This window comes from uncultured Allobosea sp., assembly GCF_945956895.1.
In the GTDB taxonomy this organism is placed as follows: domain Bacteria; phylum Pseudomonadota; class Alphaproteobacteria; order Rhizobiales; family Beijerinckiaceae; genus Allobosea.
On record NZ_CAMFJF010000017.1, the window covers coordinates 46,819 to 70,478 of the forward strand.

Sequence of the window (23,660 nt, forward strand, 5' to 3'; positions counted from 1 at the left end):
TGATTCGCGACTGTAAACTCTAGCGCATTGCGGGCTGCCGTGCCCTGTCAGGGGCAGCTTATAGACACCTCATCAACGGATCGAAACCGGCTCTGCGCCCCTGGCGCGCGCGATCCTGTCACATGCGCGTCGCCGGCATGCGCAAGAGCGGCATGGAACGGATGTGTTCAGGTGGTGTTAACCATCGATGCCGAGGATGATCAACACGGTCAGGCCTATGCGGATTCCCGCAATGCGCTATGATCGGGCTGAAGGGGAGAAGGCCGTGGCGTCGCGTCAGTCTGTGCCGGTTGCGGGTATAGCGGGTTTGCAGCGTGCTGCACGCCTCGCCGGCGAATCCTTCGGTCATGAGGATGTCATCGGCACGCCCCTGGCGACGGCCGATCTGCATGCGTCGCGTTGGCTCTGGTGGCTGGCCGCGGTTGCCGCGTCCGCCGGGCTTGCGGTCCTGCATTTCTCCTGACGAGACCGTCTCTTAGCGCGGAAATGTCAACCTTTTTGCCGGATAGCATCGGGCCGAAAAGTGGAATCCGCTTTTCGGGTCAACCCGATGCAATACCCATGGAATAGATCGTCGTTATCGCGTCCGATAGGACGCGCGGTGATCTAGGCCTATGGCCGGAGGGCGATTGGATGTGCCGCGTCATCACAGATTGCATTTCGGCCGGGCGTGGGGCGGCTTTGCTTGCCACGCTCCTTTGCGCGTCCGGCATGCTCTGAGCTGAGCATCGCGCCGATGGGCCAGATCGTCGCTCTCGCAGCCTATGCCTACCAGGCCTTGCTGGCGCTCGGGCTCCTGCTGCTGGTCTCACGCCTGCTGCCGGCGCAGGACTTCACCTATTATTCGCTCTTCGTCACGATCAGTCAGTTCGGCAGCATCGCTGCTTTCGAATGGCTGCGCTTTTCCTGCAGCCGGTTCTACCCGGGCGCGGACGAGACGGCGCAGCGCTCGGTGATCCTGTATTCCTTCGCGGTCTGTGCCGTACTTTGCCTGCTGGTGGGGGCGGGTGTTCTCGTGTCGGGCGTCATTTCGGCGGGAATTGCCGTCGGCGGAGCCTTTGTGGCGGTCTTCCAGGGCGGTACGGAGCTGCATCTGACGATGCTGCGCTTCCGGCAGGATTTCCGGCTGTTCTCGATCCTGCAGGTCATCCGGTCGTCGTTGTTGGCGATTGGAACGGTCGGCGGCGCGCTGTTCGCCCCGACGCTGTCCGGCGCGGTGGCCGGCATGCTGGCTGGGGGCCTAGCCTATGTGGTGCTGGCGCGGCTTGCCGGCGGGTCCCTGGCGCAAGGGCTTCGGCGCCCGCAGCGTCCCCTGGTGAAAAAATACCTGGCCTATGGCGGCGCCTCGGCCGGAGCCTCGGTGGCGAGCCTGCTGGCGCCGCTCGGGCTCAAGACATTGATAACGGCCATGATCGGCAGCCAGGGCGCAGCCGGTGCGCTGCTGGCGCTCGATCTGCTGCAGCGGCCCTTCGTCCTGGTCGTTTCGGCGCTGCATGCGATCCGCTATCCCGAACTGGTTGCGAGCTATGACCGGGAGCCGGACTCGCCGGCATTCCGCGAGCGTCTCGGCGGCTATTACGGACAATTGGCGAACTGCTCGCTCGTAGCGGCGGCCGTGATTCTGTGCCTGCTGGCGCCGGCTGCCGCCTGGCTGGTCAAGGCCGAGCTGCGCGAGGCCTTCCTGCTGGCCGCGCCGGCCGTGACGATCCTCGCGCTGCTGCGGGCCTGGGTGCAGAACCTGCTGCCGACGCCGGCGCATCTGGCGCAACGCCTGCGGCCGATCATCGGGCTCGCCGTTGCCGATGCCATCCTGCTCAACCTGAGCGCGCTCGCTGGCTGGATCGTGTCCGGCGGCTCGCTGGCCGGGCTGCTCTATAGCAGTGCCGCCGGGGCGGCCGTCGCCGTCATGCTGGGAACGCCGCTCTTCCTGTCGATGCCGTTCCGCTGGCCGCGCTTCACGCTCGGCAGCGCGCTCGCCGCGCTCGTCATCGCGGGTCTGGCCAATGGCGGTACGCCGCAGGCATCGTTGCCGGTGTCTCTGGTGGTCTTCCTGCTCTGCATCCCGCCGACGGTCGCGACCGCCATCGCATTGCTCCAGCGCCAGGACGCGTCGCCGAAGATGTCCTGAAGGGCGCGATCAGCGCCGCAGGGCCGCCATTTCCGAGAGGGTCGAAAGCAGCGTCTCGGCGCTCTTGTCCCAGGAAAAGCGGGCGAGGTTGGTCCGGCCCTTCTCGACCAGTCCGGGCGTGTCGCCGCCAGCGTCCATGATCCCGCGCATGGCGTCTTCGAGGCTGGCGCGATTACGCGGATCGAAATAGAGCGCTGCCTCGCCGCAGGCCTCGCGAACCGCGGGGATATTCGCTGCCAGGACCGGACAGCCCTGCGTCATCGCTTCGAGCGGCGGGATGCCGAAGCCCTCGTAGAGGCTCGGAAAGACGAAGGCGCGGGCGCGGCGTTCGAGCGCAACGATCTCGGCATCGCTCAGGCGCCCGGTGAAGATGAGGTTCTCGGCGCTCGCCGGCGCATCGGCCTTGAACACGCCATTCCTGTCGAGAGTTCCCGCGATGACGAGCTTCCAGCCGCGGTCGCCCAGGGCATCGAAGGCGCGGATGGCGAAATCGACATTCTTGTTGGGCTTCAGGGTACCCAGCATGAAGAAGAAATTCGTGCCGTCGAGCCCGAGGCGCTGCAGGACGGTTTCGTCCGGAGCCAGCCCGGAGAAATGGTCGGTGGCGTTGTAGATCACCGCGATCTTGTCCGATGGGACACGAAAGATCGTGCTCAGCTCGCCGCGCGAGAACCGGGAGACGGTGGCGATGCGCGCCGTGCGCGTCAGCCCGAAGCCCAGAGCCTTGTGGGTGGCGCGATAGGCCCAGCTGAAGGCTTCCGGGTGGCGGAAGATGGTGACGTCGTGGATGACGACGAGCTGTCGCCGATGCAACAGGGGACCGCTGCCGCCGAAGCCGATGAGAATGTCTCCCGTCGCCCGGCGCGCGAGCGCGGTCTGCTCCCAGAGATGGCCGGAAAACGGCCCGAAGCGCTCCAGCGTGATATGCCTGAATTCATGGGTCTCGGGAACGTCCAGGGGCGCGAGCAGTCGCCAGCGCGCGCCTTTCAGCCTGTCGGGAAGGGCGCCAGCGCCGATCCGCCGGTCGAGCGCCCTGGTCAGTTCCAGAGCAAAGCGCTGCACCCCGGTCAGCGGTTGGCCGAGAAACCGCCCGTTGATAGAGAATGTTGGCGTGTCTTGGGTTTGCAAGTCTTGGGCACCGCCGTTCAGCCAATCTCCGCCGAACCTGCCCGATCACGCATGAAGGCGAGGTTACCCGGCGCCGCGGCTCCCGCGCCCACGAAAAAGCCGGGGCGTTGCCGCCCCGGCCTGATCGTTCCGCGGATGTCGGCTGGCGCGCTTGCGCCGCCGGCCAAACTCCTCAGTACGAGTAGTACATCGCGAACTCGACCGGGTGCGGCGTCATTTCGAAGCGCGCCACATCCTGCATCTTGAGCTCGATATAGCTCTCGATGAAGTCGTCGTTGAAGACGCCGCCGGCCTTGAGATAGGCGTTGTCCTTCTTGAGCGACTCCAGCGCCTCGCGGAGCGAGCCGCAGACCGTCGGGATCTTCTTCAGCTCGCGCGGCGGCAGGTCGTAGAGATCCTTGTCCATCGCCGGGCCGGGATCGATCTTGTTCACGATGCCGTCGAGGCCGGCCATCAGCATGGCCGCGAAGGCGAGGTAGGGGTTCGCCATCGGATCGGGGAAGCGGACCTCGACGCGCTTGGCCTTCGGCGAGGTCGTCCACGGAATACGGCAGGAGGCCGAGCGGTTGCGCGCCGAATAGGCGAGCAGCACCGGAGCCTCATAGCCCGGGACGAGGCGCTTGTAGGAATTGGTCGAGGGGTTGGTGAAGGCGTTCAGCGACTTGGCGTGCTTGATGATGCCGCCGATGTACCACAGGCACTCCTGCGACAGGTCGGCATACTTGTTGCCGGCGAAGACCGGCTTGCCGTTCTTCCAGATCGACTGGTGGACGTGCATGCCCGAGCCGTTGTCGCCATAGATCGGCTTCGGCATGAAGGTCGCGGTCTTGCCGTAGCTCTGGGCCACGTTGTGGATCGCGTACTTGTAGACCTGCATCAGATCGGCGGTGTGCACGAGCGTGTCGAACTTCATGCCGAGCTCATGCTGGGCCGAGGCGACCTCGTGATGGTGCTTCTCGACGACCACGCCCATGGACTGCATCGCGGCCAGCATCTCGCCGCGCATGTCCTGCGCCGAATCCTGCGGCGGAACCGGGAAGTAGCCGCCCTTGGTGGCGATGCGGTGGCCGAGATTGCCGCCTTCGTAGTCCGAATAGCCGTTGGTCGGCAGCTCGACGTTATCGAGCTTGAAGCCGGTGTGGTACGGATCGGCGGCGATCTTGACGTCGTCGAAGACGAAGAACTCGGCCTCGGGGCCGACATAGACGGTGTCGCCGATGCCGGTCGACTTCAGATAGGCCTCGGCCTTCTTGGCGATGCCGCGCGGGTCGCGGCCATAGGGCTCGCCGGTGCCGGGCTCGAGCACGTCGCAGTTGATGACCATGGTCGGGGCCGAGAAGAACGGATCCATCGTCGCGGTCGTCGGATCCGGCATCAGCAGCATGTCGGACTCGTTGATGGCCTTCCAGCCGGCGATCGAGGAGCCGTCGAACATCGTGCCTTCGGCGAAGATATCCTCGTCGATCATGCCGACGTCGAAGGTCACATGCTGCCACTTGCCGCGCGGGTCGGTGAAGCGGAAGTCGACATACTTGACGTCGTTGTCCTTGATCGCCTTCAGGACATCCTTGGCGCTTTTCATTTCAGCATTCCTCTTGCCAGCAGTTATTCAATTTCACGCTGCCGCAACCGGCTCCAATCCGGCCAGCGGCTCGTTGTCCAATGATCGGGGAGACGACCTCAGATCGCGTCCGCGCCGGTCTCGCCAGTGCGGATGCGGATCACCCCCTCGATGGTCGATACAAAAATCTTGCCATCTCCGATGCGGCCGGTCTGTGCTGCCTTCATGATGGCCTCGATGGCGCGGTCCAGCATGTCATCGGCGAGCACGATCTCGATCTTCACCTTCGGCAGGAAGTCGACGACGTATTCGGCGCCGCGATAGAGTTCGGTATGGCCCTTCTGCCGGCCGAAACCCTTGGCTTCCAGGACCGTGATGCCTTGCAGCCCGACCTCCTGGAGCGCCTCCTTCACCTCGTCCAGCTTGAAGGGCTTGATGATCGCTTCGATCTTCTTCATGCGCCGACCGGCCTCCATTGCATCGCGGGCTCCGGCTCGGGCCGGATCGCGGCCGCCAATACCCTCCAGCGCGGGAAAGAGGTCCGCGCTATCGGGCAAATGCAGCCTTGCCTCTGCTCATAGCATTGGCGCCGACGCCCCGCCATGCGGCAACGCCCGGCTGCGCGCCTGACAGAAGGGCAATAAACAGCATAAAAAATGAGCATTTGCATATCTGTTGATCAAAAGCGGCATTCCGCCGCAACTTGCGGCCAGCCGGACGCCGCCCGAAGATGCGGCATGGACGATACCGGCGCCGAGATGACGGGCAGGGCAGAGCTCGCCTTGCTGACCACGCAACAGATGGGGATGGCGGATCGCATAGCGATCGCGGCAGGCGTTCCCGGCATCGAGCTGATGGAGCGAGCCGGCCACGCCGTGGCGGAAGTCATCCTGATGCGGGCAGGGGCGGGAGGCGCCGTCGCGCTGCTCTGCGGCCCCGGCAACAATGGCGGCGACGGCCTCATTGCGGCGCGTCTTCTACGCGAATGGGGTTTGAAGGTGCGCGTTGTTCTGCCGGGTGGCGCGGAGGGCTTCAAGGGCGATGCCGCCATCGCGCTGGAGCGCTGGGCCGGCCCGGTCGAGCCGTTGAGCGCGCTTTGCGCGGGGCAGGCCGATGTCTTCGTCGATGCCCTGTTCGGCGCCGGCCTGACGCGCCCTCTGGCGGGGGCCTTCGCCGAGGCCGCGGACTTCCTCAACAAGGCTGGTCGTCCGGTCATTGCCGTCGATATTCCGAGCGGAGTGTCCGGCGATACCGGCCGGGCGGACGGCATGTCCGTCAAGGCGAGCGAGACCGTCACCTTCTTCCGCTTGAAGCCCGGGCACTTGTTGCAACCCGGCCGCGCGCGCTGCGGCCCGGTGACGGTCGCCGATATCGGCATTCCGGCCGGGGCCGCGCTCGACGCAGTCGGGCCGACCGCCTTCCGCAATGACCCGGCGCTCTGGCGGCCTGTCTGGCCGAAACACGAAGTCGATACGCATAAGTTCCGGCGTGGCGCGGTTGCCGTGATCGCCGGAGGCATCGCTGGTGTGGGGGCGCCGCGGCTGAGTGCGCGGGCGGCATTGCGGATCGGTGCTGGGCTGGCCACCCTTCTGTGCGAGCCCGAGGCCTTGCCCGTTCATGCCGCGCGGGGGCCGGATGCGCTGATGCAGCGGGCAATCGTCGATCGTGCCGCGCTGGACGCGTTCCTTGGGGATCGCCGGGTTTCAGCCGTTGTCGCCGGTCCCGCGCTGGGGCTCGGGGCGCGTGCGCAGGATCTGGTGGGGGGCCTGATGGCAAGCGACAAGCCGGCGGTGCTCGATGCCGACGCGCTGACCGTGCTTGCGAGCCTTCCCGATGGAGGCGTGCGCCTTCTCCATGGCCGCATCGGCACGGCCGTGCTGACGCCGCATGAAGGCGAGTTCCAGCGTCTGTTCGGGGAAGATCCTGCCATCGCCACGGAGCGGTCGAAGCTCGAGAAGGCACGGAAGGCTGCGGCGTTCTCCGGTGCGATCGTCGTCTACAAGGGCGCCGATACGGTCATCGCCGCGCCCGACGGGCGTGCGGCGATCAACGCGACGGGCTCGTCGGCGCTGGCGACGGCGGGATCCGGCGATGTCCTGGCCGGGCTGGTCGGCGGCCTCCTGGCCCAGGGCATGCCTGCCTTCGAAGCAGGCTGCGCGGCCGTCTGGCTGCATGGCATTGCCGGCGAAGGGCTGGGAATGGGGCTGATCGCCGACGACCTGCCCGAGGCGATCCCATCGCTGATGCGGAGCATCTTCGCATTGTGAGGTAACACGACGCAGAAAAAACCGCCCCGTTTTCACGGGGTGGGCCTGCTCGATTATCCAGCCAATTTGCGGCGATAGGCGTCAGGTGCCGGAATAGGTCACGCTCGGCGCGGATTTGAGCTGGTCCTTGGTCAGCGCGATCTTGCCGTGATCGGGATACATTGCCGGCGCTCGGGGAGCCGCCGCGGCCGGCGGCAGGGAAGCCATGCTACCGCCTGTGCTGCCGGCACTGCCGGACGGAGCCGGGGCAGGAGCCGGCGGGGCGATCGGCTGGTCGCTCCAGGTCACCTGGTCAAAGGGAACCGCGACGTCCTTTGAGCCTATGCCGAGGAAGCCGCCGACGCCGATCGTGACCATCTCGACCTTTCCGGACTTGTCGACGATCACCTCGGTGACGTCGCCGACCTTCTTGTCGTCCGGGCCGTAGACATCGACGCCGATCAGCTTGCTCGTGCGCCATTTGCCCTGGCCGGCCAGATTGGTGTGGGCCGGGGCGCTGGCGCTCGATTGGGTGGCGGTCGGCGCGGCGGGCGCCGCGGACGGCGGCGTCGGCGCGCTGGTCTGGGCCATGGCGGCCGTGGCGAGCATCGCGACACCAACGGTCGACAGCATGAAGTGATGATGCCTGATCATATCGTCCTCCAGAATGTTTCCGCTTCAAGCGGGTCGTTTCGAAAACAAACGAGAAGCCGCTTTGTTCAGATTTTCGTGAGGTTAAATTCTTCTGTTGACCGAATTCTTGCGTATGACAGAGTCAGTGGGTAATGAAAATTCGCCATCCGGCCACATGTGCTTCGTCGCGCCGGATATTTGCTTGTCGGCTGGAGCTGTGCTCCAATGCCATCCTTATCGGAACGCCGCCGCTGCGGCGCTGTTCCATCCTCGGTTCCGCGAGGTGCTTCGATGGCCGCCGTTCCTGTCACGCTGTCCGTGGACGAGCGCATACTGGCCGCGCTCGACCACTATATCGAGATCCATCGGCAGGGGCGCTCGCGCACCGAGCTCATCGAGGACATTCTCGCCGCCTGGGCGGCGAGCCCGGAGCATCTCGTGGTGCCGGACGAGGGGCTGCGCCCTGAGGATCTCAACGCGAGCAACGATTCCTGAGATTCAGGAGGGTTGCTGCCGTCAGTCGTCGGCATCGTCGCGCCGCAGCTCGAAGGCTAGCATGGCCTCGCCCAGTGCATGCAGCTCGCGCTCCTTCTCGGCGCTGTTCGGCATCGCGTTCAGCTCTTCCACCCGCTGCTGCGCGCGGTCGTAGTCTTCCTCGGTGTGGATCACGATGGGGAGCTTCACGGTGCTGTTCTCCTTCGCGGCAAGGCGTGGCGTGCACGGGCTGGCCGGCAATACCGCTGCCCTTCCATGACCACTGGAGGGCGCCCGGCGTCGACCGGAACGCCTTTCGGGCGTGGCGGGTTCCGGCCCGGTAGGCGCTTCGCCGCCTATATTCGGCGCGCGTGCCTGGTTGCACAACGCCTTTGATGCTCGACTGTGACTGGCGTGAGAGCGCTCCCGCTGGGGCGTCGCATCGACTTAAGCCTTCAGCAAGGGCGTGGCGGGCATCATGAGCGGTCTTCAGTGGGGTGCAAGGTGCCGGAAGGGCGGATGATGCGTGGTTTTCTGATCCCGGCCTGCCTGGCGGTAGCGATGATCGCCGTCGCGAGCCGGCCTGCATCCGCCTTCTGGCAGCGTTCGCAGGTATCGGCCTGCTCCGATGCCACGAGCGATGCGGAGCGCGAGCGCCTGCGCTGCTGGCAACTCAACGCCTATGCCGATCCCGGCTGGCCGGCGCTTGGCAGGGCAGGGGGCGCGTATCTCCTGCCTGCGCCGCCGGCTCTTCCTTCCGGACGCGGGCACAGGGGCGGCGTGACCCGGCGGCTTGGCTGAACGATGTCTGGCTGAAAGATGTGAGGAATGATCCTGGCTGCAGCCAATCTTCACGGAACGAGTTGACCGGCGTCGTTCGGCTCCGTATTCAGCGCCCCGGTGAGGGCGGGTAGCTCAGTGGTAGAGCACGTGACTTTTAATCATGTGGTCGTGGGTTCGATCCCCACCCCGCTCACCACCGCAGGCATGCGCTGCGCGAAATCTTGCTGCGGCGCCCAGAGGCCCCGTTAACTCGCCGGAAACCAAACCGTCCTAGCGTTTCCGCCATGGTTATTCGCCGCGGTCTCCGGTCGATCTTCGTGACATTGGCCCTCTACCTCGTATCGGGGGCGGCCGTCGCCTATTTCATGTTCCACGCCCAACACGGCGCACGCGGCCTCGAGGCGCGCGGCGCGATCCGGGAGTCGCTGCGCGACATGGAGGGCGAGCTTGCCACCCTCGTGACCGAGCGCAAGTCCTGGGAGCAGAAGCTCGCCCTGGTGCGCAGCGAGTCCGTCGATCGCGATCTCCTCGAAGAGAACGCCCGCGAGATCCTCGGCCGGACCCATAAGAACGACATCGTCATCATGGGGCGCTGAGCCCTCGACAGCCGGCGCCCTTGCGGGCGTATGGCGTCGATCGATCTCGTTGTTGCCGCGCCGGCCTTCTCCGAAAGGCGGAGTTCCACCCAGCGGCCCGGGCGTTCCAAAACTCGCCGCACTTAGTCGCGGACGTATCGATTAACTCGATCTCGGTTAATGTTCATCACCTCTTGTTTTTCAACAGGTTAGGCCATGCTGCATTGCGAGATAGCGTGCTCGCCAAGGTTTTTTCGATCCTCTACAACAATAGTCGGATGACCTTGGAGGACCGCCTATGGCTGTTGCCGCGCGTAAGTCGAAAGCTCCCGCTCAACCCAAAGCCGCCGCGAAGCCGGCGCGGGCCCGGGCGGGCAAGGAAGGCGCCGGCAAGGTCGAGGGGGCTCTCAGCAACACGCCGACCTTCACCAAGGACGAAGATCTCCACGCCTATCGCGAGATGCTGCTGATCCGGCGCTTCGAGGAAAAGGCCGGCCAGATGTACGGCATGGGCCTGATCGGCGGCTTCTGCCATCTCTATATCGGCCAGGAAGCCGTCGTGATCGGCATGCAGATGGCCTCCAAGGATGGCGATCAGGTCATCACCGGCTATCGCGACCACGGCCATATGCTGGCCTGCGGCATGGAATCGCGCGGCGTGATGGCGGAATTGACCGGCCGGCGCGGCGGCTATTCGCGCGGCAAGGGCGGCTCGATGCACATGTTCAGCCGCGAGAAGAACTTCTATGGCGGCCATGGCATCGTCGGTGCGCAGGTATCGCTCGGAACGGGCCTCGCCTTCGCCGACTGGTATCGCGACGACAAGACGGTCTCGCTGACCTATTTCGGCGACGGCGCCGCCAACCAGGGCCAGGTCTATGAGAGCTTCAACATGGCCCAGCTCTGGAAGCTGCCGGTCGTGTTCGTGATCGAGAATAACCGTTACGCCATGGGCACGGCTGTCAGCCGCGCTTCCGCCCAGACCGATTTCTCCCGCCGCGGCGTCTCCTTCGGCATCCCAGGCGAGCAGGTCGACGGCATGGATGTCCGCGCCGTGCGCGAGGCGGCGGCCCGCGCCATCGAGCATGCCCGCTCTGGCAAGGGGCCGTATATCCTGGAGATGCAGACCTATCGCTATCGCGGGCACTCGATGTCCGACCCGGCGAAGTACCGCTCCAAGGATGAGGTCCAGCGCATGCGCGAGGAGCACGATCCGATCGAGCAGGTCCGCGCCCGCCTGATCCGCGACTTCAAGATCGGCGAGGACGAGCTCAAGGCGATCGACGCCAAGGTGCGCGAGATCGTCAACGATGCCGCCGAGTTCGCGACCCACGATCCCGAGCCGGATCCGTCGGAGCTCTATACCGACATCCTGCTGGAAGCCGCGCGGGGCTGATCGCCCTGCGCTTGCCGGCCTTCATCCTTTTCCCCGCGTCTTAGAATCCGGGTGCGTTCATGCCGATCGACATTCTCATGCCTGCGCTTTCTCCCACCATGGAGGAAGGAAAACTGGCCAAGTGGCTGAAGAAGGAGGGCGATCAGGTCAAGGCCGGCGATATCATCGCCGAGATCGAGACCGACAAGGCGACCATGGAGGTCGAGGCGGTCGATGAGGGCGTGCTCGCCAAGATCCTCGTCGCCGACGGCACGGAGAATGTCGCTGTCAACACGCCGATCGGCATCATCGCCGCCGAGGGCGAGGATGTGAGCACGGCGGCCGCGGCCGACCCGGCGAAGATCAACCCGGCCGTTCCGGCGCCCGCAGCCGAGGCTCCCAAGCAGGAAGAGGTTGCTCCGGTCGCCAGCGCGCCGCAGAGCGTGCCGGCGCAGGCCAAGGCTTACGATTCCTCCTCGGAATTCCCGGCCGGCGCCGAACTGGTCAGCACCACGGTCCGCGAAGCGCTGCGCGACGCGATGGCCGAGGAGATGCGCCGCGACAGGGACGTCTTCGTCATGGGCGAGGAGGTCGCCGAGTACCAGGGCGCCTACAAGGTGACCCAGGGCCTGCTGCAGGAGTTCGGACCCAAGCGCGTCATCGACACCCCGATCACCGAGCATGGCTTCGCCGGCATCGGCGTCGGCGCGGCGCTCTCCGGCCTGAAGCCGATCGTCGAGTTCATGACCTTCAACTTCGCCATGCAGGCGATCGACCACATCATCAATTCCGCTGCCAAGACGCTCTACATGTCAGGCGGCCAGATGGGCGCGCCGATCGTGTTCCGCGGCCCGAACGGCGCGGCCGCCCGCGTCGGCGCCCAGCACAGCCATGACTATGCGGCGTGGTACTCGAACGTGCCGGGCCTCAAGGTCGTGATGCCCTACAGCGCCTCCGACGCGAAGGGCCTGCTCAAGAGCGCGATCCGCGATCCGAACCCGGTGATCTTCCTCGAGAACGAGATCATGTACGGCAAGTCCTTCGACGTGCCGAAGGGCGACGACTTCCTGATCCCGATCGGCAAGGCGAAGGTTGTGCGCCCAGGTACGGACGTGACGATCGTCTCCTTCGGCATCGGCATGACCTATGCGCTCGGCGCCGCCGAAGCGCTGGCCAAGGAGGGCATCGAGGCCGAGGTCATCGACCTGCGCACGATCCGCCCCATGGATATCGAGACGGTCATCGCCTCGGTGCAGAAGACCAATCGCTGCGTCGCTGTCGAGGAGGGCTTCCCGCAGTCCGGCGTCACCGCCGAGATCGGCATGAAGATCATGGAGGCGGCCTTCGATTACCTCGACGCGCCCGTCGCCCGCGTCACCGGCAAGGACGTGCCGATGCCTTATGCGGCCAATCTGGAGAAGCTCGCGCTTCCGAATATCGGCGAGGTCGTCGCGGCGGCCAAGGCCGTCTGCTATCGCTGAGAGGGGGGCTGACCGATGCCGACGAACATCCTGATGCCCGCCCTGTCTCCGACGATGGAGAAGGGCAATCTCGCCAAGTGGCTGAAGAAGGAAGGCGATACGATCAAATCCGGCGACATCATCGCCGAGATCGAGACCGACAAGGCCACGATGGAGGTCGAGGCAGTCGACGAGGGCGTGCTTGCCAAGATCGTGGTGCCGGAAGGCACTGCCGATGTTGCGGTCAATGAGGTGATCGGGGTGATCGCCGGCGAGGGCGAGGACGCCAAGAGCATCTCCGCTCCGGCGGCCGGTGGTGCCGCGCCCGCCAAGGCCGAGGCGCCGAAGGCCGAAGCTCCGGCCGCTGCCGCGGCGCCCGCACCGGCTGCGGCCGCTCCCACGGCGACTCCGGCTTCCGCCGGCGGCAGCCGTGCCTTCGCCTCGCCGCTTGCCCGCCGCATCGCCAAGGATGCCGGACTCGACCTCAATGCGATCAAGGGCTCCGGTCCGCATGGCCGCATCGTCGAGAAGGATGTCGAGGCCGCCAAGAAAGGCGGCGGTGCCAAGGCTGCTTCGGCTGCCGCTGCTGCGCCCTCCGCGCCGAAGCCCGCCGCTGCGCCGCTCGCGAGCGGCCCCTCGGACGAGCAGGTCAAGAAGCTGTTCGAGCCGGGCTCCTACGAGGAAGTCCCGCATGACGGCATGCGCAAGACGATTGCGCGCCGCCTGACCGAGGCCAAGCAGACGGTCCCGCATTTCTACGTCACCGTGGATTGCGAGCTCGACGCGCTCTTGAAGCTGCGCGGGGAGCTCAACGCCGCGGCGCCGGAGAAGGACGGCAAGCCTGCCTACAAGCTCTCGGTCAACGACATGGTGATCAAGGCGCTGGCGCTGGCGCTCAGGGCCGTGCCGGATGCCAACGTGTCCTGGACCGACAACACCATGCTCAAGCACAAGCATGCCGATGTCGGCGTCGCCGTCTCGATTCCAGGCGGCTTGATCACGCCGATCATCCGCGATGCCTGCCACAAGAGCCTGTCGCAGATCTCCAACGAGATGAAGGACATGGCGGCTCGCGCCAAGGCCCGCAAGCTGAAGCCCGAGGAGTATCAAGGCGGTACGACGGCGGTCTCCAATCTCGGCATGTTCGGGGTCAAGGACTTCGCGGCGATCGTCAACCCGCCGCATGCGACGATCCTGGCGGTCGGCGCCGGCGAGCAGCGCGTTATCGTCAAGGGTGGCCAGCCGGCTGTCGCGACGGTGATGTCGGTGACGCTCTCGACCGACCACCGCGCCGTCGACGGCGCGCTCGGTGCCGAGCTTCTCGCGGCGTTCAAGGGCTATATCGAAAAGCCCATGGCGATGCTGGTCTGAGGCGGCGGGAGAGAAACCATGGCTGACTACGACATCATCGTCATCGGTTCCGGCCCGGGCGGCTATATCGCCGCCATCCGGGCCGCCCAGCTCGGCTTCAGGACCGCGATCGTCGAGCGCGAGCATCTTGCCGGCATCTGCTCGAACTGGGGCTGCATCCCGACCAAGGCGCTGCTGCGCTCGGCCGAGATCCTGCATTACGGCCAGCACGCCAAGGATTACGGGCTGACACTGGAAGGCTCGTTCAAGGCCGATCTGGACGCGATCGTGAAGCGCTCGCGCGGCATCGCCACGCGGATGAACAACGGCGTCCAGTTCCTGATGAAGAAGAACAAGGTCGACGTGATCTGGGGGGAGGCCAAGCTCACCAAGCCCGGCACGATCACGGTCGCGCCGACCAAGAAGCCGGCCATGCAGCCGCAGACGCCGCCGCCGAAGAACGCCAAGGGCGAGGGCACCTATACCGCCGACCATATCATCGTCGCGACGGGCGCAAGGCCGCGCGCGCTGCCCGGCATCGAGCCGGACGGCAAGCTGATCTGGACCTATTTCGAGTCGATGGTTCCGGCCAAGATGCCGAAATCGCTGCTCGTGATGGGCTCCGGCGCCATCGGCATCGAGTTCGCCTCGTTCTACCGGACGATGGGCGTCGAGGTGACCGTGGTCGAAGTGCTGCCGCAGGTCGTGCCGGTCGAGGATGCCGAGATCGGCGCCTTCGCCCGCAAGGCCTTCGAGAAGCAAGGCATGAAGATCATCACCAGCGCCAAGGTGACGAAGGTCGAGAAGGGCGCGGACTCCGTCACCGCCCATATCGAGGACGAGAAGGGCGGCAAGCAGACGATCACGGCCGACCGGATGATCTCGGCCGTCGGCGTCGTCGGCAATATCGAGAATCTCGGCCTCGAAGCGCTGGGCGTGAAGACCGATCGCGGCTGCATCGTCATCGACGATCTCTGCCGCACCAACGTCAAGGGCGTCTATGCGATCGGTGACGTCGCCGGCCCGCCGATGCTGGCGCACAAGGCCGAGCATGAGGCGGTGATCTGCGTCGAGGCGATCAAGGGCCTGCATCCGCATCCGATGGACAAGCTGATGATCCCGGGCTGCACCTATTGCCACCCGCAGATCGCCAGCGTCGGCCTGACCGAGGCGAAGGCCAAGGCCGCCGGCCACGAGATCAAGGTCGGCCGCTTCAACTTCGTCGCCAACGGCAAGGCCGTGGCGCTCGGCGGGGATTCGGGCCTGGCCAAGACGATCTTCGACGCCAAGACCGGCAAGCTGCTCGGCGCCCACCTCGTCGGCCCGGAAGTGACCGAGTTGATCCAGGGCTTCGTCGTCGCCATGAACCTGGAGACGACCGAGGAAGAGCTGATGCACACCATCTTCCCGCATCCGACCCTGTCGGAGGTGATGAAGGAGAGCGTGCTCGACGCTTATGGCAAGGTGCTGAACGCCTGAAGGCCTTCAGGCCGGTGCTCACCATCGTCACCTCAGGGCTTTGCACCGCAAAGGCCCGGGGTGGCGATCGCATGATGAATGCCAACGGGACCGGCGACCGGGCGGGCTCCCAAAGTGCCGCCAAGTAACGCCGCCAGTCCTCAATTCAGATCGGCACGGTCCAGCTTGTAGCGGCCCTTGCGGTCGCGCCGGAAGAATTCCTTGGCGCGCGGATGGCGCACGGGCTCGCCGGAATCGTCGTCGACGAGGTTCTGCTCGGAGACATAGGCGACGTATTCCGCCTCCTCGTTCTCGGCGAACAGGTGGTAGAAGGGCTGATCCTTCGACGGGCGCATGGCTTCCGGAATCGCCATCCACCATTCCTCGGTGTTCGAGAAGACCGGGTCGACGTCGAAGATCACGCCACGGAACGGGTAGATGCGGTGCTTGACCACCTGCCCGATCCTGAACTTGGCCGAACGCGCTTCCATGACAGATCCATCTCGCGCCGGCCAATGCGCCGCCGGCTTAGGTCTTGCCGCCTTGCGCAAGCAATGCGTCGTAAATGCGTCGAAATCAATCGATTGAGATCGACTGTCCCATCACATTCCGTAGCGCTGCGCCAAGTCGGGGTCCCGCGCCGCGACCTGAACGGCGAGATCAACGATCACCTTCGCCTGTTTCCAGGTGGCGTCGTCCTGCATCTTGCCGTCGATCATCACCGCGCCGGAGCCGTCCGGCATTGCCTCCAGAATGCGTTTGGCGAAGGCGACTTCCGCGGGGTCGGGGCTGAAGACGCGCTTGGCGATGGCGATCTGCGAGGGGTGCAGCGTCCAGGCGCCGGCGCAGCCGAGCAGGAAGGCGTTGCGGAACTGGGCCTCGCAGGCTGCCGCGTCCGCGAAATCGCCGAAGGGGCCGTAGAACGGCTTGATCCCGGCCGCGGCGCAGGCATCGACCATCTTGGCGAGCGTGTAATGCCAGAGGTCCTGCTGTGCGACGGCGCGCGGCCCGCCATCGGGGGAGGGGTCGGCGATCACCTTGTATTCGGGGTGCCCGCCGCCGACGCGGGTCGTCTTCATGGCGCGCGAGGCGGCAAGGTCGGCGGGGCCGAGGCTCATGCCATGCATGCGCGGCGAGGCGGTGGCGATCGCCTCGACATTCTTGACGCCCTCCGCCGTCTCCAGAATGGCGTGGATCAGGATCGGCTTGCGCAGCAGATGCCGCGCCTCGAACTGCGCCAGGAGCTGGTCGACATAATGGATATCCCAAGGGCCCTCGACCTTCGGCACCATGACCACGTCGAGCTTGCCGCCGATCTCGCCCATGATCGCGGTGATGTCGTCGAGGAACCACGGCGAATTCAGCGCATTGACGCGTGTCCACAGGCCGGTCTTGCCGAAATCGACCGCCTTGCCCATGGTGATGAAGCCGTCGCGTGCCGCCTGCTTGGCCTCGACGGGAATCGCATCCTCAAGATTGCCGAGCACGATATCGACCTGTCCGGCGAGCTCACCGACCTTGGCGCGGACCTTCTCCAGATGCGGCGGTACGAAATGGATCATCCGCTCCAGCCGCAGCGGCAATTCGCGGAAAGGCTCAGGGGCACCGATCGCGAGAGGGCGGAAGAACTGGCGCGGCGTCCTGGTCGTCATCGGCGGCTCCATGCTGCAATGCAGCGACTGTGGCCGAGACGTTGCGTGCCGTCCATGGTTCTTTCGGCTGTCGATAGGCTGGAATGCCTAGGTTATTAATCCCACTACCGGCGGTAGGTGATATTTCCTAGGCATTTTATCTGACTATTGCGTCAGGCGAAGGTGTGCACGCTCCAAAAGCCCTTGCTGCCTTCGAGCCATGCGCTAGATGCAGATGTCCGCCGGGTTCGGCCGAAAGCGGGCGCCTTCTCCGCAGGACGAAATCGCCGCCGATGGCCGACCTTCTCAGCATCTTCAATCTGGTCGCGCCGTTCTTCGGGCTGATCCTGCTGGGATTCGCCATCGGCCGCTACAAGCGGTTGCCGGGAGAAGGGCTGGCCTGGCTGCAGTTCTTCCTGATCTATGTCGCGCTGCCGCCGTTGTTCTACCGACTGATCGCCGACAAACCGCTGAGCGAGCTCGCCAACTGGAAATTCATCGCCGGCACGACCTTCGCCACCTTCTGCGCCTTCTGCCTGTCGCTCGCGATCGGGCTGAAGGCTGCGAAGGGCGATCTGCCTCAGGCGGTGATGCAGGGCGTCGCCGGCGCCTATTCCAATATCGGCTATATGGGCCCGCCCTTGATCCTGGCGGCGCTCGGGCCGGAGGCGAGCGCGCCGGTCGTGCTGATCTTCGTCTTCGACAGCGTGTTGCTGTTCTCGCTGGTTCCGCTGCTCATGGCCGTCGCCGGCGTCGAGAAAAAGAGCCTGCTCGCCACGGCCGGCGAGGTGGTCTGGCGGGTGCTGACCCATCCGTTCAACGTCGCGACGCTGGCCGGCGTGCTGGCGAGTTATCTCAAGTTCGAACTGCCGGTGGCGCTCGACCGGATGGTGCTATGGCTGTCGCAAGCGGCTGCTCCCTGCGCGCTCTTCCTGCTCGGCGTCACCGTGGCGCTCCGCCCGATGAAGCGGATGCCGGCCGGCGTCCCGGCGCTGGTCTTCATCAAGCTGCTGCTGCATCCGCTTCTGGTCTGGATGCTGCTCTCGGCGCTGGGAGGCATCCCGACCAACTGGATCTATGCCGCGATCATCATGGCGGCGCTGCCGCCGGCGCTGAACATCTTCGTCATCTCGACGCAGTATAAGGTCGGGGTCGAGCGCGCCTCGGCCTGCATCCTCGTCGGCACCATCGTGTCGATGGTCACGCTGTCGGGCTTCCTGTGGCTGGTGAAGACGGGCAGGATAGCGGCTGATCTGTTTCACTAGGTCGTCATTGCGAGCGCAGCGAAGCAATCCAGGGGGACCGGGTGAAACGTCCCACCCCGTCCCCCTGGATTGCTTCGTCGCTTCGCTCCTCGCAATGACGATGTCCGTTGGTCGACGACGCAACTGAGGATGCCGGATGCTGCCGCTGGACGACCTGCTGGTCCTCGATTTCTCGACGCTTCTGCCCGGGCCGCTGGCGAGCCTGTTCCTCTCGGAGGCGGGCGCGCGCGTCATCAAGATCGAGCGGCCGGGTGGCGAGGACATGCGTGGCTTCCCGCCGCGCTTTGGCGAGACGGCAGCGCCTTTCGCGGTGCTCAATCGCGGCAAGGGCTCGGTCGAGCTCGATCTCAAGGCGCCGGACGCTCTGGGGCGGCTGACCCCGCTGATCGCGAAAGCCGATATCCTGATCGAGCAGTTTCGGCCGGGCGTGATGGAGCGGCTCGGCTTCGGCCACGAGGCGCTGAAGGCGATCAATCCGCGCCTGATCTATTGCTCGATCAGCGGCTACGGCCAGCACGGTCCGCGCGCGCAGGAGGCCGGGCACGACATCAACTACCAGGCGCTCGGCGGCCTGCTGGGCCAGTCGTTGAAACGCGGCGAGGCGCCGCCCCTGCCGCCGCCGCTCGTCGCCGATATCGCCGGCGGCACCATGCCGGCCGTCCTCAACATCCTGCTGGCCTTGCGCCAGCGCGACCGCACCGGGCAGGGCTGCCATCTCGACATCGCCATGGCCGATGCGATGCCGACCTTCGCCTGGTACGGGCTGGCGCAGGGGCAGGTGACCGGCTCCTTCCCGGACGGCGGGGAAGGCCTGCTGACCGGTGCGAGCCCGCGCTACGGGCTTTATGCCACCGCGGATGGCTGGTTCCTGGCGGTCGGCGCGATCGAGCCCAAGTTCTGGCAGGGCTTCTGCGAGGGGATCGGGCTCGACGAGAGGCTGCGCGACGACCGCCGCGACCCGCAAGCGACGCGGGCCGGAATCGCCGCCATCATCGTCAGCGAGAACGCCTCCCATTGGCGCACGCTGATCGAGCCGCTCGATTGCTGCTGCACGGTGGTGAGGACGTTGGAGGAGGCGGTCTCCGATCCGCAGATGAGCGCTCGCGGACTGCTCGATGCTCAGGTCGAGGAGCCTGGGGGGCGGCGTCTGGTCTCGACGCCATTGCCACTGGCGCCGGTCTTTCGTGAGCAGGCGGCTGGCTTACGGAAGGTCGCGGCCAGCGGGGCGGATACGCGGGCGATATTGGGTGAAGCCTGACGAAGCGTGGCCGTCATTCTCGGGCGGAGCGAAGCGCAGACCCGAGAATCTTTTGCAGGTGGAGTGGTAGAAGCCTCCTTCGACCTGAGATGCTCGGGGCAAGCCCGAGCATGACGGAGTTTCCTACTGCGCTGCGCCGCCGGCCAATCCCTGCCGCATCACGAGGCGCCGCAGCGGGCCGATCCGCGACAGCGCCAGGAGCCCGGCGCCGCGCATCAGGTCGGCCGGCATCAGGTCGGTGAGCAGCGTCCGGTTCAGTACATCGACCGCGCCCGTACGCAGGCGGACATCCGTCCGCCGCGCCCCGTCGTAATCGGCGATGACGCTCGCTGCTCCCGCATCCGTGGCACCGGCAAGAGCCTCGCTCAGCGCCGCGACATCGCGCAGGCCGAGATTGAGCCCCTGGGCGCCGATCGGCGGGAACACATGCGCGGCCTCGCCGATCAGCGCCATCCGCCCGGCGCCGAAGCGCTCGACCGAGAGTCCGCCCATCGGCACCTTGCCGCGCGGCCCCGACACCGTCATTGCGCCGAGCAGCGACTGCACCTGTCGCTCGACCCGCAGGGCGAAGGCCGCATCATCGAGCGCGGCGAGGGCCGGAGCCTCCTCCGGATCGACGAGCCAGACCAGCGAGGAGCGCCGACCGGGTAGCGGTACCAGCGTGCAGGGACCTTTGCGCGTGTGGAACTCGGTCGAGGTTTCCTGATGATCGCGGCGGTGCTCGAAGATCGCGGTCAGCGCGACCTGCGGATAGCGCCAGTCGCGGCTTTCGATGCCGGCTGCCGCGCGCACCTGCGAATTGCGGCCGTCCGCACCGACGACGAGCCCGGCCTTCAACGGTGCGAAGCCTTCCCCGGAGAGGCGCACGCCGTCCGCTTCCGGCTCGATGGCCCGGACGAAGCCGGGGCTCATCCGCAGACCGGAAAGCGCGCTTGCCTTCTCAGCGAGGAGCGCGGTCAGGTCGGCGTTCTCGATATTCCAGCCGAAGGCCTCCAGCCCGATCTCGGAGGCCCGGAACTCGACCGGCGGTTGGCGGAACAGGCTGCCGCTGTCATCGACGAGGCGCATCACGGCTAGCGGCGCGGCCTTCTCCAGCAAGGCGTCCTGTACGCCCAGATCGGCCAGCATCCGCCAGGAGCCGTCGAGCAGGGCGACGGTGCGCCCGTCGCGCGGCGTCGCGACCGGGCCGAGCAGGGCGACGCGGCGCCCCTCGCGGCTCAGCGCGAGAGCGGCTGCCAAGCCCACGGCGCCGGCGCCCACGATGGCGATGTCGACCTGATCGGCAGTGTCCGTGCTCATGGCCCATGGCTAGCCGATACGCGGCGTCTTGGCCACGGGCCGCAAAGTCGCAAGGTGCGTTCTGCGTTGGGCACGGATGCCTTTCCTGCTCGATGAATTATGGTCGGGCATCCATCCCTAGGAGATGCCTTTCATGGTCAAAGCCATTCGCGCCCACAAGACCGGCGGCCCCGAGGTCCTGCAGTTCGAAGACGTCACCCTGCCTCAGCCGGGTCCCGGCGAAATCCTGATCCGGAACCGGGCGATCGGCCTGAATTTCATCGATACCTATTTCCGCTCTGGCCTTTATCCCGCGCCGCAGATGCCGTTCACGCTGGGCAACGAGAGCGCCGGCGACGTGCTCGCCGTCGGCCCGAACGTCACCGAGTTCAAGGCCGGCGATCGCGTGGCGGTGGTCTCGGCGCTCGGCGCCTATGCCGAGGAGCGCATCGTGCCGGCGGCCTCCGTCGTCGCGCTGCCCGAGGGCATTTCCTACGAGGCCGCCGCCAGCATGCTGCTGAAGGGGCTGACCGCCGAATATCTGCTGCATCGGACCTACAAGGTGAAGCCGGGCGATACGATCCTGGTCCATGCCGCGGCCGGCGCGACCGGCCTGATCCTCTGCCAATGGGGCAAGGCGCTGGGCGCCACCGTGATCGGCACCGTCGGTTCTAAGGAGAAGGCGGAGCTCGCCAAGGCTCATGGCGCTGACCATGTCATCAACTACCGCGAGGAGGATTTCGCGGCGCGGGTGAAGGAGATCACCGGCGGGGCGCTCTGCGACGTGGTCTATGACGGCGTCGGCAAGGACACCTTCATGAAGTCGCTGGACACGCTGAAGCCCTTCGGCCTGCTCGCGAGCTTCGGCAATGCCTCGGGCGCCGTGGAAGCCTTCAATCTCGGGATCCTCGCCGCCAAGGGCTCGCTCTATGTCACCCGCCCGACGCTCAACACCCACACCGCCAAGCGCGAGACCATGATCGCGATGGCGAAGAACCTGTTCGGGGCGGTGACGAGCGGCAAGGTCAAGGTGCCGGTCAACGCGACCTTCCCGCTGAAGGATGCAGCCGACGCGCATCGCCTGCTGGAATCGCGTGGTACCACGGGCTCGACGGTGCTCATTCCTTGATCAGGCCCGATCAAGGCCGTCATGCTCGGGGTTGAGCCCTGAGCATCTCGAAAACCAGGGGTCTCTGGTCATGAGATTCCCGGGTCAAGCCCGGGAATGACGTCAAGTACCGACGATGCGCCCGAATATCCGGGCGCATTTTTTGTGGGGCAATGAACCCTGCGGCCCATCGGCGCAACCAAATGGCATCGGCGGCATCCGCCGAAAACCATTCGAGGTGACGTCATGACCAGCAGGCTTCAGATCGTCGGCTTTCTCTTCGCGACCTTGACCCTCTCCGGCGTTGCGCTGGCGCAGCAGGGAGGTGGCAATGGTGGAGGCGGCTCGGGCGGGGACGGCGGCAGCCGCGACGACTCGATCCTCGCCATTCGGCGTCAGGACCACGAGCGGGTCAGGGTTCCCGGCCCGGTCAAGACCCGCGTCGCCGGCACGAATTGCCAGAGTTATGACTGCAGCGAGCCGCCGCAGCGGACTCAAGCCGTCCAGAACAACGACGGCTGCAGCGACCAGTTCCTGGCGAAGGACCGGCAGGGCCGGAGCATCCGCCGCATCTGCCGGGTGAACTGAGCGGCTTCGCCGCTCAGACGGCGATGCCGTGCAGGTCGTAGGCGTCGGCGCGTTCGATCTTCACCGTGACGATATCGCCGGCTCGCAGGGGCCGGCGGCTCGCGACATAGACGTTGCCGTCGATCTCCGGCGCATCCCATTTCGAGCGGCCCTTGGCGACCGTCGGGCCGGCCTCGTCGATGATGACGGGAATGCGCTTGCCGACGCGGCCTTTGACGATGCGGGCGGAGATTTCCGCCTGCGCCTTCATGAAGCGGTGCCAGCGGGCTTCCTTCACCTCTTCCGGGATGAGGGCAAGGCCGAGATCGTTGGCGGGCGCGCCCTTCACCGGCTCGTATTTGAAGGCGCCGACGCGCTCCAGCTTCGCTTCCTTCAGCCAGTCGACGAGGATGTCCATGTCCTCCTCGGTCTCGCCGGGGAAGCCGACGATGAAGGTCGAGCGGATGGCGAGGTCCGGGCAAATCTCGCGCCATTTGCGGATGCGGTCGAGCGTGCGGTCCTGATGGGCCGGGCGCTTCATCGCCTTGAGGACGTTCGGCGAGGCGTGCTGGAAGGGGATGTCGAGATAGGGCAGCACGATCCCTTCCTGCATCAGCGGGATGACCTCGTCGACATGCGGGTAGGGGTAGACATAGTGCAGGCGCACCCACATCCCCATCTGGCCGAGCTCGCGGGCGAGTTCGAAGAAGCGAGTGCGGACCTCGCGGTCCTTCCACATCGAGGGCGCGTACTTGATGTCGAGCCCGTAGGCGCTGGTGTCCTGCGAGATCACCAGCAGCTCCTTGACGCCGGCCTTGGCCAGCTTCTCGGCCTCGCGCAGCACATCGCCGATCGGCCGCGAGACGAGGTCGCCGCGCAGCTTCGGGATGATGCAGAAGGTGCAGCGATTGTTGCAACCCTCTGAAATCTTGAGATAAGCGTAGTGCCGCGGCGTCAGCTTGACGCCCTGGTCGGGCACGAGGTCGACGAAGGGGTCGTGCTTCGGCGGCACGGCCTGATGCACGGCCGAGACGACGCTCTCATAGGCTTGCGGGCCGGTGATCGCGAGCAGGTTCGGAAAGACGTCGCGAATCTGCTCGGGCTCGGCGCCCATGCAGCCGGTGACGATGACCTTGCCGTTCTGGGCAAGAGCCGAGCCGATCGCCTCCAGCGACTCCGCCTTGGCGCTGTCGAGGAAGCCGCAGGTGTTGACGATGACGAGGTCGGCGCCGGCATGGCTCTTCGAGAGCTCGTAGCCCTCGGAGCGTAGCGAGGTGATGATCCGTTCGGAATCGACCAGCGCCTTGGGGCAGCCCAGCGAAACGAAGGAGATTTTCGGCGCGACGGCGTTCATCGGCTGATGGCTTATGTCCAGAATGTCA

Annotated in this window: 23 protein-coding genes and 1 tRNA gene; 15 read left to right on the forward strand and 9 right to left on the reverse strand. The window is 66.0% G+C overall.

The window, feature by feature from the left end:
- Positions 1 to 196: 196 nt before the first annotated feature.
- Positions 197 to 463 carry a hypothetical protein gene (locus Q0Q02_RS12210; RefSeq protein WP_293809739.1) on the forward strand — a complete coding sequence of 89 codons (267 nt, stop codon included), beginning with the start codon at positions 197 to 199 and terminating at the stop codon, positions 461 to 463.
- A gap of 273 nt (positions 464 to 736) precedes the next feature.
- The gene (locus Q0Q02_RS12215; protein WP_293809741.1) at positions 737 to 2,128 is read left to right on the forward strand and encodes a hypothetical protein; all 1,392 of its coding nucleotides are present in this window, start codon (positions 737 to 739) and stop codon (positions 2,126 to 2,128) included.
- Positions 2,129 to 2,137: 9 nt separating this feature from the next.
- On the opposite strand, the gene Q0Q02_RS12220 is transcribed toward Q0Q02_RS12215, so the two are convergent.
- The 3 genes from Q0Q02_RS12220 to Q0Q02_RS12230 all read right to left on the reverse strand — a co-directional run bounded on the left by Q0Q02_RS12220 (position 2,138) and on the right by Q0Q02_RS12230 (position 5,275).
- Positions 2,138 to 3,190, reverse strand: a complete 1,053-nt coding sequence (locus Q0Q02_RS12220) for a glycosyltransferase family 1 protein (protein WP_293809743.1) — start codon at positions 3,188 to 3,190, stop codon at positions 2,138 to 2,140.
- A 238-nt stretch (positions 3,191 to 3,428) separates the two neighbouring features.
- Positions 3,429 to 4,838 carry a type I glutamate--ammonia ligase gene (gene glnA / locus Q0Q02_RS12225; protein WP_293809745.1) on the reverse strand — a complete coding sequence of 470 codons (1,410 nt, stop codon included), beginning with the start codon at positions 4,836 to 4,838 and terminating at the stop codon, positions 3,429 to 3,431.
- Positions 4,839 to 4,936: 98 nt separating this feature from the next.
- Positions 4,937 to 5,275, reverse strand: a complete 339-nt coding sequence (locus Q0Q02_RS12230) for a P-II family nitrogen regulator (protein WP_265059502.1) — start codon at positions 5,273 to 5,275, stop codon at positions 4,937 to 4,939.
- Positions 5,276 to 5,554: 279 nt separating this feature from the next.
- Between Q0Q02_RS12230 and Q0Q02_RS12235 the strand changes: the two genes are divergently transcribed.
- A complete protein-coding gene (locus Q0Q02_RS12235; RefSeq protein ID WP_293809748.1) occupies positions 5,555 to 7,084 on the forward strand; it encodes an NAD(P)H-hydrate dehydratase in 1,530 nt (509 codons plus the stop codon).
- Between the two features lie 81 nt (positions 7,085 to 7,165).
- Here Q0Q02_RS12235 and Q0Q02_RS12240 read toward each other — a convergent pair whose 3' ends face one another.
- Positions 7,166 to 7,717, reverse strand: coding sequence for a PRC-barrel domain-containing protein (locus Q0Q02_RS12240; protein WP_293809749.1), 552 nt, complete (start codon positions 7,715 to 7,717; stop codon positions 7,166 to 7,168).
- A gap of 270 nt (positions 7,718 to 7,987) precedes the next feature.
- On the opposite strand from Q0Q02_RS12240, the gene Q0Q02_RS12245 reads away from it, so the two are divergent.
- On the forward strand, positions 7,988 to 8,191 hold the full coding sequence (locus tag Q0Q02_RS12245; protein WP_293809751.1) for a ribbon-helix-helix protein, CopG family: 204 nt from the start codon (positions 7,988 to 7,990) through the stop codon (positions 8,189 to 8,191).
- A gap of 21 nt (positions 8,192 to 8,212) precedes the next feature.
- On the opposite strand, the gene Q0Q02_RS12250 is transcribed toward Q0Q02_RS12245, so the two are convergent.
- Complete coding sequence (locus Q0Q02_RS12250; RefSeq protein ID WP_293809753.1) at positions 8,213 to 8,380, reverse strand: hypothetical protein; 168 nt, start codon at positions 8,378 to 8,380, stop codon at positions 8,213 to 8,215.
- Between the two features lie 309 nt (positions 8,381 to 8,689).
- On the opposite strand from Q0Q02_RS12250, the gene Q0Q02_RS12255 reads away from it, so the two are divergent.
- The 7 genes from Q0Q02_RS12255 to lpdA all read left to right on the forward strand — a co-directional run bounded on the left by Q0Q02_RS12255 (position 8,690) and on the right by lpdA (position 15,192).
- Positions 8,690 to 8,971 carry a hypothetical protein gene (locus Q0Q02_RS12255; protein WP_293809755.1) on the forward strand — a complete coding sequence of 94 codons (282 nt, stop codon included), beginning with the start codon at positions 8,690 to 8,692 and terminating at the stop codon, positions 8,969 to 8,971.
- Between the two features lie 103 nt (positions 8,972 to 9,074).
- A tRNA-Lys gene (locus Q0Q02_RS12260) sits at positions 9,075 to 9,149 on the forward strand.
- A 121-nt stretch (positions 9,150 to 9,270) separates the two neighbouring features.
- Positions 9,271 to 9,549 carry a septum formation initiator family protein gene (locus tag Q0Q02_RS12265; RefSeq protein ID WP_293809757.1) on the forward strand — a complete coding sequence of 93 codons (279 nt, stop codon included), beginning with the start codon at positions 9,271 to 9,273 and terminating at the stop codon, positions 9,547 to 9,549.
- Between the two features lie 277 nt (positions 9,550 to 9,826).
- Positions 9,827 to 10,924 (forward strand): pyruvate dehydrogenase (acetyl-transferring) E1 component subunit alpha, encoded by a 1,098-nt coding sequence (gene pdhA, locus Q0Q02_RS12270; protein WP_293809759.1) that lies wholly within the window; start codon positions 9,827 to 9,829, stop codon positions 10,922 to 10,924.
- Positions 10,925 to 10,983: 59 nt separating this feature from the next.
- Positions 10,984 to 12,384, forward strand: a complete 1,401-nt coding sequence (locus Q0Q02_RS12275; RefSeq protein ID WP_293809761.1) for a pyruvate dehydrogenase complex E1 component subunit beta — start codon at positions 10,984 to 10,986, stop codon at positions 12,382 to 12,384.
- 15 nt (positions 12,385 to 12,399) lie between these two features.
- Positions 12,400 to 13,734, forward strand: a complete 1,335-nt coding sequence (locus Q0Q02_RS12280; RefSeq protein WP_293809763.1) for a pyruvate dehydrogenase complex dihydrolipoamide acetyltransferase — start codon at positions 12,400 to 12,402, stop codon at positions 13,732 to 13,734.
- Between the two features lie 18 nt (positions 13,735 to 13,752).
- Positions 13,753 to 15,192, forward strand: a complete 1,440-nt coding sequence (lpdA, locus tag Q0Q02_RS12285; RefSeq protein ID WP_293809764.1) for a dihydrolipoyl dehydrogenase — start codon at positions 13,753 to 13,755, stop codon at positions 15,190 to 15,192.
- A 140-nt stretch (positions 15,193 to 15,332) separates the two neighbouring features.
- On the opposite strand, the gene hspQ is transcribed toward lpdA, so the two are convergent.
- Together hspQ and Q0Q02_RS12295 are read right to left on the reverse strand one after the other, a co-directional pair.
- The gene (hspQ, locus tag Q0Q02_RS12290) at positions 15,333 to 15,662 is read right to left on the reverse strand and encodes a heat shock protein HspQ (RefSeq protein WP_047578680.1); all 330 of its coding nucleotides are present in this window, start codon (positions 15,660 to 15,662) and stop codon (positions 15,333 to 15,335) included.
- A gap of 111 nt (positions 15,663 to 15,773) precedes the next feature.
- Positions 15,774 to 16,823: a CoA ester lyase gene (locus Q0Q02_RS12295; RefSeq protein WP_293809766.1), complete on the reverse strand. Its 1,050-nt coding sequence runs from the start codon at positions 16,821 to 16,823 to the stop codon at positions 15,774 to 15,776.
- A 272-nt stretch (positions 16,824 to 17,095) separates the two neighbouring features.
- On the opposite strand from Q0Q02_RS12295, the gene Q0Q02_RS12300 reads away from it, so the two are divergent.
- Together Q0Q02_RS12300 and Q0Q02_RS12305 are read left to right on the forward strand one after the other, a co-directional pair.
- Positions 17,096 to 18,067 (forward strand): AEC family transporter, encoded by a 972-nt coding sequence (locus Q0Q02_RS12300; protein WP_293809768.1) that lies wholly within the window; start codon positions 17,096 to 17,098, stop codon positions 18,065 to 18,067.
- Between the two features lie 136 nt (positions 18,068 to 18,203).
- Positions 18,204 to 19,325 (forward strand): CaiB/BaiF CoA-transferase family protein, encoded by a 1,122-nt coding sequence (locus Q0Q02_RS12305; protein ID WP_293809770.1) that lies wholly within the window; start codon positions 18,204 to 18,206, stop codon positions 19,323 to 19,325.
- Between the two features lie 123 nt (positions 19,326 to 19,448).
- Here the strand turns inward: Q0Q02_RS12305 and Q0Q02_RS12310 are convergent, their stop codons facing one another.
- Positions 19,449 to 20,624, reverse strand: coding sequence for a UbiH/UbiF family hydroxylase (locus Q0Q02_RS12310; protein WP_293809772.1), 1,176 nt, complete (start codon positions 20,622 to 20,624; stop codon positions 19,449 to 19,451).
- A gap of 133 nt (positions 20,625 to 20,757) precedes the next feature.
- On the opposite strand from Q0Q02_RS12310, the gene Q0Q02_RS12315 reads away from it, so the two are divergent.
- Positions 20,758 to 21,732, forward strand: a complete 975-nt coding sequence (locus Q0Q02_RS12315; protein ID WP_293809774.1) for a quinone oxidoreductase — start codon at positions 20,758 to 20,760, stop codon at positions 21,730 to 21,732.
- 225 nt (positions 21,733 to 21,957) lie between these two features.
- Positions 21,958 to 22,299: a hypothetical protein gene (locus Q0Q02_RS12320; RefSeq protein WP_293809776.1), complete on the forward strand. Its 342-nt coding sequence runs from the start codon at positions 21,958 to 21,960 to the stop codon at positions 22,297 to 22,299.
- Positions 22,300 to 22,312: 13 nt separating this feature from the next.
- Here Q0Q02_RS12320 and rimO read toward each other — a convergent pair whose 3' ends face one another.
- Positions 22,313 to 23,632 carry a 30S ribosomal protein S12 methylthiotransferase RimO gene (gene rimO / locus Q0Q02_RS12325; RefSeq protein ID WP_293809778.1) on the reverse strand — a complete coding sequence of 440 codons (1,320 nt, stop codon included), beginning with the start codon at positions 23,630 to 23,632 and terminating at the stop codon, positions 22,313 to 22,315.
- Positions 23,633 to 23,660 lie beyond the last annotated feature (28 nt).